The sequence below is a fragment of the Hyphomonas sp. genome, from assembly GCF_013823385.1.
In the GTDB taxonomy this organism is placed as follows: domain Bacteria; phylum Pseudomonadota; class Alphaproteobacteria; order Caulobacterales; family Hyphomonadaceae; genus Hyphomonas.
Genome location: NZ_PNMA01000028.1, coordinates 42,862 through 52,605, shown reverse-complemented (window position 1 = coordinate 52,605; position 9,744 = coordinate 42,862). Strand labels below are relative to the sequence as shown.

Annotated in this window: 9 protein-coding genes; 2 read left to right on the top strand and 7 right to left on the bottom strand. The window is 64.0% G+C overall.

All coding sequences use genetic code 11. The annotated features are described in order from the left end of the window. Positions 1–577 (bottom strand): hypothetical protein (locus tag C0456_RS15125; protein ID WP_291053803.1); only part of this gene is annotated, 577 nt, incomplete at its 3' end. A 241-nt stretch (positions 578–818) separates the two neighbouring features. Beyond that, positions 819–1,322, bottom strand: a complete 504-nt coding sequence (locus C0456_RS15120; RefSeq protein WP_291053801.1) for a flavodoxin family protein — start codon at positions 1,320–1,322, stop codon at positions 819–821. Between the two features lie 328 nt (positions 1,323–1,650). Between C0456_RS15120 and C0456_RS15115 the strand changes: the two genes are divergently transcribed. Beyond that, positions 1,651–2,598, top strand: coding sequence for a rhodanese-related sulfurtransferase (locus tag C0456_RS15115; protein WP_291053799.1), 948 nt, complete (start codon positions 1,651–1,653; stop codon positions 2,596–2,598). Here the strand turns inward: C0456_RS15115 and C0456_RS15110 are convergent. The 5 genes from C0456_RS15110 to C0456_RS15090 form a co-directional block, all read right to left on the bottom strand. After that, complete coding sequence (locus tag C0456_RS15110) at positions 2,582–3,640, bottom strand: hypothetical protein (protein ID WP_291053797.1); 1,059 nt, start codon at positions 3,638–3,640, stop codon at positions 2,582–2,584. The genes C0456_RS15115 and C0456_RS15110 overlap by 17 nt on opposite strands. A gap of 154 nt (positions 3,641–3,794) precedes the next feature. Next, the gene (locus tag C0456_RS15105; RefSeq protein ID WP_291053795.1) at positions 3,795–4,304 is read right to left on the bottom strand and encodes a hypothetical protein; all 510 of its coding nucleotides are present in this window, start codon (positions 4,302–4,304) and stop codon (positions 3,795–3,797) included. 4 nt (positions 4,305–4,308) lie between these two features. Then, the gene (locus C0456_RS15100; RefSeq protein ID WP_291053793.1) at positions 4,309–5,046 is read right to left on the bottom strand and encodes a TlpA disulfide reductase family protein; all 738 of its coding nucleotides are present in this window, start codon (positions 5,044–5,046) and stop codon (positions 4,309–4,311) included. 135 nt (positions 5,047–5,181) lie between these two features. Then, positions 5,182–6,390, bottom strand: a complete 1,209-nt coding sequence (locus tag C0456_RS15095; RefSeq protein WP_291053791.1) for an acetyl-CoA C-acyltransferase — start codon at positions 6,388–6,390, stop codon at positions 5,182–5,184. 159 nt (positions 6,391–6,549) lie between these two features. Further along, positions 6,550–8,142 (bottom strand): phosphoenolpyruvate carboxykinase, encoded by a 1,593-nt coding sequence (locus C0456_RS15090; protein ID WP_291053789.1) that lies wholly within the window; start codon positions 8,140–8,142, stop codon positions 6,550–6,552. Between the two features lie 433 nt (positions 8,143–8,575). On the opposite strand from C0456_RS15090, the gene C0456_RS15085 reads away from it, so the two are divergent. Beyond that, complete coding sequence (locus tag C0456_RS15085; RefSeq protein WP_291053787.1) at positions 8,576–9,742, top strand: aminotransferase; 1,167 nt, start codon at positions 8,576–8,578, stop codon at positions 9,740–9,742. Positions 9,743–9,744: the final 2 nt, after the last annotated feature.

The following is a 9,744-nucleotide window of genomic DNA, read 5'->3' as shown; positions in this document are numbered from 1 at the left end:
GTCCAAGTGCTTTTTGGAACTGCAAGGCTGGCGAAGAGCTTGCGCCCGATCCCATCGCTTGCTCCAAAACGTCTTCGTCAAGAACTCCGGCCGAGTTTGGCAACAAGCTGACAAGTGCATCGATCTCACTTTGAGTTAGGCCAGTGTCATTCAGTGCGCTGCTCAAGGCGTGCGATAGGGCGATCATCTGATCGTCCAATATGTTTTGATAGCTCTTGTCTTGTTGACCTCCGAACGACTTATGTAGGCTCGCGAGGCCATTTAAACCCGGTGACATGAAGAATGGATCACTTCGCAGCTCTTCAAACCGCTGCCTAGGATTTTGTGGCCCCCATAGAAATCGATCAGTCTGTTTAAAATTGATCAACTCACGGCAAACTCGAACCGTATGGAATTTTTCGAGATTTCCAAGGATACGATCCTCAAGTCCTACGGATCGGATAATCTCCAATATGGTTTCATCAGAGTACGCAATACTTACTGTGTCTCTCCAGATCTCATATTTGTCCGAATTGATGATAGCCTCAATCGGATCACAAAGCAGGTTCTGATCGAAATAAATAAGCGGCCGATTCATTTTTTATCTCACAGTAGTCTTAGGTGGGCTGTAACGCATTGGGTGTATTAAGGCCAATAGCCGAGGCGGATCGTCGACGCGGGCGCGCAGCGAACTGCCTGCGCTACCTATAGGGGCGTCATCCCGGTTTCGCCGGAGGCGAAGACCGGGACCCAGACTTGCGCGGGGTAAAGAACTGGGTCCCGGATAATCGCTCACGCGATTTCCGGGATGACATTGAGATATGTCCGGCGCTAGACCCTCACCAAATCCCACTCCCAATCCCCGCCGCCATCCCCGCGCCAAGCTCCCGGCACTTCTCCAACTCCGCCACGCCCAGCACCTTCGGCGCCAGGATTTCCTCCGCCGTCTGAGCGCGGGTGTTGACGATCAGCGGTGGTTGCACGTCGCGCAGGCGCCAGCCTTTGCAGATGCGGGCGGCCTGGCGGGCGGCGCCGTCTCCGTCGCTGCCGGCCGCGATCATCAGGGCGTAGGGGCGCCCCTCGATCCGTCCGAGGACGGGATAATAGCAGAGGTCGAAGAACTCCTTCATCTCGCCCGAAAGGCTCGCCAGGTTTTCCGGCGCGGCGAAGAGATAGCCATCGGCGGAGAGCAGATCTTCGGCCTGCGCCTCCCGCGCCCGCACGAGCCGCGCCCCGCACGCCTCGTCCCCCTCTGCCATTTTCTGGGCGCCCTCAAACGCCGCCCGCGCCATCGCTTCGGCCGCCCCCGTGCGGGAATGCCAGATGATCAGAAGCTGTTTCATGGGGGCAGGATAGGGGGCGCCGCGCGCGGTGTCATCCTGCGCGGCAATGCGGGGCCTCTCAGTCTCGTCACCCTCGATGCGCGAAAGCGCATCTGAGGGCCCATCTCCTGCGCGGGCCTGACAGGCAAACGGCGCGGTTTGGCTTGTGGAAATCTCAGGAGATGGGCCCTCAGACCGGCTGGCGCCGGTCGAGGGTGACGAAAGTTATTGGGTTTGAGGGACAAGCCCCCTCATCCCCAACCCCTTCTCCCTCAAGGGAGAAGGGGCTTTGAAGGCATAAGGGATTCCCCCGTTTTCCCCCGGCCTGCCTTCTGTCATAAGGCGGTCCATGACGATCCAGATTGCTGCCCTCTACAAATTCTTCCGCTTCCCGGACTATGCCGAGCGCCGCCAGGCCCTCGCCGCGAAGCTCTGCGGCCTCGGCATCAAGGGCTCGCTCCTGCTGGCCGAGGAAGGGATCAACGGCACCATCGCCGGCACCCCCGAAGCCATCGCCGAGGCCCTCGCCACCCTGCGTGCGCTGCCGGGCGCCGAGACGCTGGAGGCGAAGTTCTCGCAGGCAGACGCAATGCCCTTCCTGCGCCTGAAAGTGCGCCTGAAGCGCGAGATCGTCACCCTCGGCGTGCCCGGCACGGACCCGAACAGCCTCGTTGGCACCTATGTGAAGCCGCAGGACTGGAACGCCCTGATCTCGGATCCGGGCACCGTGCTGATCGACACGCGGAATGACTACGAAGTCGCCATCGGCACCTTTGAAGGCGCCATCGACCCGCAGACGGAAACCTTCCGCGAATTCCCCGCCTGGTTCCGCCAGTTCCGGGCAAAGCTGGAGGCCGAGGGCCGCAAGCCCAAGATCGCCATGTTCTGCACCGGCGGCATCCGCTGCGAAAAGGCGACCAGCTTCGTCAAGGCCGAGGGCATCGACGACGTGTTCCATCTGGAAGGCGGCATTCTGAAATATCTTGAAGAAGTGCCCCCCGAAGGCAGCCTCTGGCGCGGGGAGTGTTTCGTGTTTGACGAACGTGTCTCGGTTTGTCCGGATTTGTCCCCTGGCAGTCACGTTCTGTGCCATGCCTGTGGCCATCCTGTGTCCGAAGCGCAGCGCGAAGACCCCGCCTATGTTGAGGGCGTGTCCTGCCCGCACTGTATTGAAAAGATGACGGACGCGCAGCGCGCCCGCTTTGCCGAGCGGCAGAAACAGATCGAGCTGGCGAAGAAACGCGGGCAGGCCCATGTCGGCCCGCGCGCGGAAATCTCTTTTAATTCCAGGGATTAAACCGGCGCGGAATGGCCGGCGGGGCGCCATTGTCCTCGTCCTCGCCCCGGCGTGGCGGCAGCGGCTCATCCTCCAGCGGCGGCATGATTTCCGGCAGGTCTTCCGTGCCGTCGATGATCAGCGTGCGCGGCTCTGAAGGCTTTGTTTCGGCAGGCTTTTCTTCGGCCACTGGCACGGCCTGCGTGCCCGCAAAGCCGACGCCATAGGGAATGCCCGACAGCGAGAAACGCTGCTGCATCGGGCCGGGGCTGGGCGCAGGCTCTGGCGCAGGGGCAGGCTCCGGCACTGCAGCGGCGGCAACAGGTTCCACCTCCGGCTCCGCTTCCGGCGTGGCCAGCGCAGCGGCCTCTTCCATGGTCTCTTCAGGAGTCTCTCCCGACGCTTCCTCAGTCTCCGCATAGGCCGCCGGCAGCGCGTGCAGCAACGGGGCCGGCTCAGCTTCCGGCTCAGGCTCCGGTTCTGGCGCAGCGGCCACCAGATCGGGCTCCGGCAGAGGCTCCGGCTCGGGCAGGGGCTCAGCTTCCGGCGGCGCCGTCACCACCACTTCCGGCCCGGCCATCGGCGCGGTGTTGTTGATCTGGTCGGCCAGCGTCGCCACAGCGGCCGTGATCGCCGTTTCCCCGTCCAGAGAGATCGTCTCGTCGGTCATCGTTTCGGGTTCCGGCGCCGGCTCCGGCGCAGCGGCAGCTGCCGTTTCGGGCTCGGATTCGGCCGCTTCCAGCCCTGCCAGCAGCGTGCGGATCGCCTTCTCGGCCCCGCGCGCATGGCGGTGGGCCTCGCGGAACAGCTCCCCGATGAACAGCGCATAGGGGCGTCCGGCGGCATCCTTCTCGTCGGCGATTTCCTCCGGGCTGCAGGTCTCGATCTCGCGGCCCACGGCATCGGTCAGGATCACGCCATGGGGCTCGGGCGTCAGCACGACGCGGTAGCCTTCGGTATCATGGACGATCGTGCCGTTCTCTCCCTCGATCCAGGAGACGCGCTGCTTGCGCGTCATCTCGCCCAGCTTGTCGATCAGCTTCTTGGTCGAAGGATGCAGCATTCTTTTTTCCCGCCTTCTCATCCGTTTTTGTTCATCACCGCGCATAGGACTAGCCGGTCAGCGCAGAAGATTCAAACCTTGCATCCACGCCAGAGGGCGGGGCGGGTGCCATTACATTTTCATCAACCATCTTTCGCGTCACAGGCGAGCAATATCAGGGCAGCGGGGGCAGAAAGACTATCTCCGCCAGAACCGGGTCGTCGCGACTCGCCGGGAAGCTGAGCCTGATGCCAGGCCGCTCGCAGGTTATCGGTCCGTCTCGCAGATCAGGCTCAGCTCGGCAGTCGCTGCGCCAGCTTTCCGCCAGCTCGCTATAGCGGGTCACGCCCGCGCGGATACCGTCTGGTCCGGTGACGCTGGCCGAGCGCGTTGCCACCGCGCCGGCATAGCCCCGCGTCCAGTCCGGCGTCACGATATAGAGCGGCGCGGTGCTGCCCGGTTCGCGGATGTGAAAGGCGGGCATATCGCCTTCCGCAACGGTGATTACCTCCAGCCCCGGAAAGGCGCGCTCCATGGCGGGCACGGTGAACGGCGTCTGCGCCCTCAGGCCGCCCGCCCCGTCCGCGCTGATCGTATAGCCCGCCGCTCCAGTGTCCGGCGTGCCATCGGGCACTGCGCAGGCGGCAAGGATCAGGCAAAGGGCAAGCAGGGTGGGGCGGGTCATCCCCTCATTCTATGTCAGAAGGGGCAGCGGCGAGAAGCGCCCGCACCTCTTTTCTCACTTCGGCAATATCCTGAATGAAGGTCTTCACCGGCTGGTCCTCGATCACCCGCAGGTCGGTGCGGAAGCCGCGCACGACGCCGTCGGGCGACACGATCAGATAGCTCGGCGTCCAGCTGATCTGCAGCCGCTGCCGCAGGCTCGCATCATTATCCAGCACCACGGACGGCACCGAATACCCCGCCGACGCAAAATACGCCTCCAGCGAGCCATACTTGCCGTAAAGCTCTTCCGGCGTGGCGCGGTTGGCATTGGCCGGCACATGGATCGACACGAAATCAAGGCCGGGGTCCTGCGCGATGGCGCGGGCGAGGGCGTCGACATAGGGTCCATCGGCCACACAGTCGCTGCACCAGGCGCCCCACACATCGATCACCGTCCAGCGGTTGATGTCAGCCGAGCTGAACGTGCCGCCATCAGACGTCGGCGCGGTAAAGTCCGGCAGTTTCTGGCCGAGCAGGGCATACTGGAAAGGCCGGCCATCGGCGTCGCGGAATACCCCGTCGCCCTTTGTATCGGCCGCGCCTTCCGGCGGGGTGGCATTCTGGGTGATGAAGCCCTGCGCCCTGGGGCCGTCTGCCTCAGGGGCCGCCGCTTCCGGCGCGCTGGCCGGCCCTGCCTGAGGCGCCGGGCCGCAGGCGCTGAGCATCACGGCCGCCGCGAGCGCAAACAGGGAAGCTTTCATCGGCATGACTCCGGTTGATCGCCGGAGCGTGCCATCAACCGGTGGCCGGATGAAGGCAGCTATCCTCAACGGTCCCATAAGCAAAAGGGCGGCCTTGCGGGCCGCCCTTCGCACTTCATCGCTGAAATCTCAGGCTCAGCTGTAGATTTCGAACAGGCCGGCTGCGCCCATGCCACCGCCGATGCACATGGTGACAACGCCCCATTTGGCCTTGCGGCGCTGGCCTTCCAGCAGGATCGAGCCGGTGCAGCGCGCGCCGGTCATGCCGAAGGGGTGGCCGATCGAGATGGCGCCGCCATTGACGTTGTATTTCGCCGGGTCGATGCCGAGGCGGTCGCGCGAGTAGAGGCACTGCGAGGCGAAGGCCTCGTTCAGTTCCCAGAGGTCGATGTCGTCAACCTTCAGGCCATGGCGCTCCAGCAGGCGCGGCACGGCGAAGACCGGGCCGATGCCCATCTCGTCGGGATCGCAACCGGCCACGTTGAAACCGGCAAACCGGCCGAGCGGCTTCAGGCCGCGGCGGGCGGCTTCCTTGGCTTCCATGACAACCACGGCGGCGGCGCCATCCGACAGCTGCGAGGCGTTACCGGCGGTGACGTATTTGCCTTCCTTGACCACCAGGCCGCCGGAGAAGACCGGCTTCAGGCCGGCAACCATCTCATAGGTCGTGCCCGGACGGTTGCAGTCGTCCCGGTCGGCGATCACGTCCTCGAAGGTTTCTTCCTTGGTTTCCTTGTTGACCAGCTTCATGCGGGTTTTCAGCGGCACGATTTCCTGCGCCATGTAACCCTTCTGCTGGAACTCGGCCGTGCGGCGCTGGCTCTCGACCGAATACTGGTCCTGATATTCGCGGCTGACGCCATAGCGCTCGGCCACGATCTCGGCGGTTTCGATCATCGTCATCCAGATGGCCGGCCAGGTCTTGGCCAGTTCCGGCTCGAAGTATTTGTAGCGGTTGGACTGGCCCGAGCCCTGGACGAGGCTGATGCTTTCCACGCCGCCGCCAACGGTGACGGCTGCGCCTTCGTTGATCACGGTGTGCGCTGCGTTGGCGATGGCCTGCAGGCCGGAGGAGCAGAAGCGGTTGATGGTGGCGCCCGACGTGGTCGACGGGCAGCCGGCGGCGAGCGCGGCGTTGCGGGCCACGTTATGGCCGGTGGCGCCTTCCGGGGCGGCGCAGCCAAGGAACACGTCTTCCACAGCGGCCGCTTCCACGCCGGCACGCTCCAGCGCGCCCTTGATCACATGGCCGGCCATGGTGATCCCGTGGGTGTCATTCAGGGCGCCGCGACCAGCTTTGGTCAGGGCAGTACGGGCTGTTGAAACGATTACGGCTTCACGCATGGCTTCCTCCTTGTTCGATGCTCACGTCTTTGTGCGGCGCACCCTAGTGAGGGAATTGCCCGAACGGAAGCCTTCCCTTTACGTCAACGTTCATTGGTCGCAGCAAAAAGCCCGCTGGCGATCACCAGCGGGCTTTGACTGTTGCCGGGGCAGGATCGCTTACGCGGTGACCTTCGGCTTGGGGGCGGCGGCCTTCACGGCGTCGTCCACATAGGCTTCGAACTTCTTGAAGTTGGCCACGAACTCTTCGGCCAGTTTTGCGGCCTGCTTGTCGTAAGCGGCCGGGTCAGCCCAGGTGCTGCGCGGGTCGAGGATCTTGGCGTCGACGCCCGGCACGGAGACCGGCACGAGGAAGCCGAAGGTCTCGTCCTTGCGGAACTCCACCGTGTTGAGCGAGCCATCGAGCGCGGCATTCAGCAGGGCGCGCGTTGCCTTGATCGGCATCCGGTTGCCCTGGCCATACGGGCCGCCGGTCCAGCCGGTGGAGACCAGCCAGCAGTCAACGTTATAGCGGGCGATCAGCTCGCGCAGCAGGTTGCCATATTCCGACGGATGGCGCGGCATGAACGGGCCGCCAAAGCAGGTGGAGAAGGTGGCCGAAGGCTCGGTCACGCCCTTCTCGGTGCCGGCCACGCGCGCGGTATAGCCGGAGAGGAAGTGATACATCGCCTGCGCCGGGGTCAGCTTGGCAATCGGCGGCATGATGCCATAGGCGTCTGCCGTCAGCATGATGAGGTTTTTCGGCTGGCCGCAGCGGCCGGTCAGCGAGGCGTTCGGGATCGCTTCGATCGGATAGGCGCCGCGCGAGTTTTCAGCCAGCGCCGCAGAGTCGAGGTCGAGTTCGCGCGTGGTGGGGTCCATCACGACATTCTCGAGCACGGTGCCCCACTGACGCGTGGTGGCGTAGATTTCCGGCTCGGCCTCGGCCGACAGCTTGATCATCTTGGCATAGCAGCCGCCTTCAAAGTTGAAGAGGCCGTTTTCCGACCAGCCATGCTCATCATCGCCAATCAGCGTGCGCGAAGCGTCTGCCGAAAGCGTCGTCTTGCCGGTGCCCGACAGGCCGAAGAAGATCGCCGCGTCATCCTTGTCAGAGGTGTTGACCGAACAGTGCATCGGCATCACGCCCTGATTGGGCAGCAGATAGTTTAGGATGGTGAAGACCGACTTCTTCGTCTCGCCGGCATAGGACGTGCCACCGATCAGCACGAGTCGCTTGGCGAAGTTGACGGCGATCACGGTTTCAGAGCGCGTGCCATGCTTGGCCGGATCGGCGCGGAAGCTCGGGCAGTTGATGATGGTGAATTCGGTCTTGAAGTTTGCCAGCTCATCCGTTGTCGGAAGGCGCAGCAGGTGGCGGATGAAGAGGGAGTGCCAGGCAAACTCGGTCACCACCGTCACGGGCAGGCGGTAGTCGAGGTCAGCGCCGCCGAAGAGATCCTGCGAATACATGTCCTGCTTGGCAAGGTGGGCCTTGAAGTCCGCCCACAGAGCTTCGAAATGCTCCGGCGTCATCGAGGCGTTGTTGTCCCACCAGACCGTATTTTCGGTCAGGGCATCGCGCACGGTGAACTTGTCCTTGGCAGAGCGGCCGGTGTGCTGGCCGGTTTCCACCACCAGGGCGCCGCCCTTGGCCACGCGGGCCTCACCGGCAGCGACGGCTGTTTCGTACAGGCGTGCCTCATTCCAGTTTTTCCGGATGGATTTTGTCTGCACGCCCAGCTCGGCCAGGATTGCTACGGTATCGCTCATTACGCTGTCCTCGAATTTTAGCGAACTCTTAGGGCGCCCCGGCCCTGCCACCATAGGGGCCCATTAGCGCTTCGTGAGAAGCTTTTGCAACATCCGTGCCCATGCCAATTTGGCTGCAGTGCAGCATTTCTGGCGGTTAAGGGCGCTGAGCTTTGGATGTCCTCCGTTGTCAAGTTTTGGCACCGGTGTCATTTTTGGGGGTCTAAAATCTTGCTTTCAATTCAGCCAGCAAGGGCTCGCCAGATTGGCACATCATTTCCTTCGCTGCCCCGGGTAAGGCAGGCAAGATTGGCGCAGGGGAAGCAGGGGGCGCCCAAACCGAAAAGACACCCCATAGGGAGTGTTAATTCCGTAGACAGATGAAGCCGGGCGAGCAGGCGGGCTCGCCCCCTCGATTGCCCACTGGCGGCGCCTTGCTGTAGACCGGAGCGTCATGAAACCGCTCAATCCAGACTTCGCCAGCCTTGGCACCACGATCTTCACCACCATGTCTGCCCTCGCCGCAGAGCATGGCGCCATCAATCTGGGGCAAGGCTTCCCGGATGAGGATGGCCCGGCCGACATAAGGGAGATCGCGGCGCGGTCGCTGATCGAAGGGCCAAACCAGTATCCGCCGATGACGGGCCTTCCGGCGCTGCGCCAGGCGGTGGCCGATCATGACCTGCGCTTCTATGGCCTTGCCTATGATGCGCGCGATGAGATCCTCGTCACCTCCGGCGCCACCGAGGCCCTCGCCGCCTGCCTGATGGCGCTGCTGGCGCCGGGCGATGAGGTTGTCCTGTTCGAACCTCTCTATGACAGCTACCTGCCGATCGTCCGCCAGTGCGGCGCCGTCCCGCGCATCGTGCGGCTGGAGGCGCCGGGCTGGAGCGTCCCGCAGGACGCCCTCGCCGCCGCCTTCAGCCCCGCGACAAAGCTCGTGCTGCTGAACACGCCCATGAACCCCACCGGCAAGCTGTTCGCCGGCGAGGAACTGGCCGCCATCGCGCGCCTCGCCCTCGCGCACGACGCCTATGTCCTCTGCGATGAGGTGTACGAACATCTTGTGTTTGACGGCGCTGCCCATCACCCCATCGCCGCGTTGCCGGAGATGCGCGCGCGCACGCTGCGCATCGGCTCGGCGGGCAAGACCTTCTCCCTGACCGGCTGGAAGGTCGGCTATGTGAGCGGCCCGCGAGACCTGATCGCCACCGTCGCCAAGGTCCACCAGTTCCTCACCTTCACCACCCCGCCCGCCCTGCAGGCGGCCGTGGCCTACGCCCTGGCAAAGCCGGATGCGTACTATGCGGGTCTCGCCGCCTCGCTGCAGGCAAAGCGCGACCGGCTGGCGGCGGGCCTGGCCGGGGTGGGTTTCACCGTGCTGCCCGCGCAGGGCACCTACTTCCTCACGGCACTGACAGACGGTAGCGGCCCGTCCTTTGCCACGGATGTGGACTATGCCCGCTGGCTGACCGTTGAGATCGGCGTTGCCACCGTGCCCTGCAGCGCCTTCTATGCCGGGGAAAACCCGCCGCAGAACATGATCCGCTTCTGCTTCTGCAAGAAGGATGAGGTGCTCGACGCCGCCATCGCCCGCCTGGCAGAGCGGCTACCGCGCTAGGT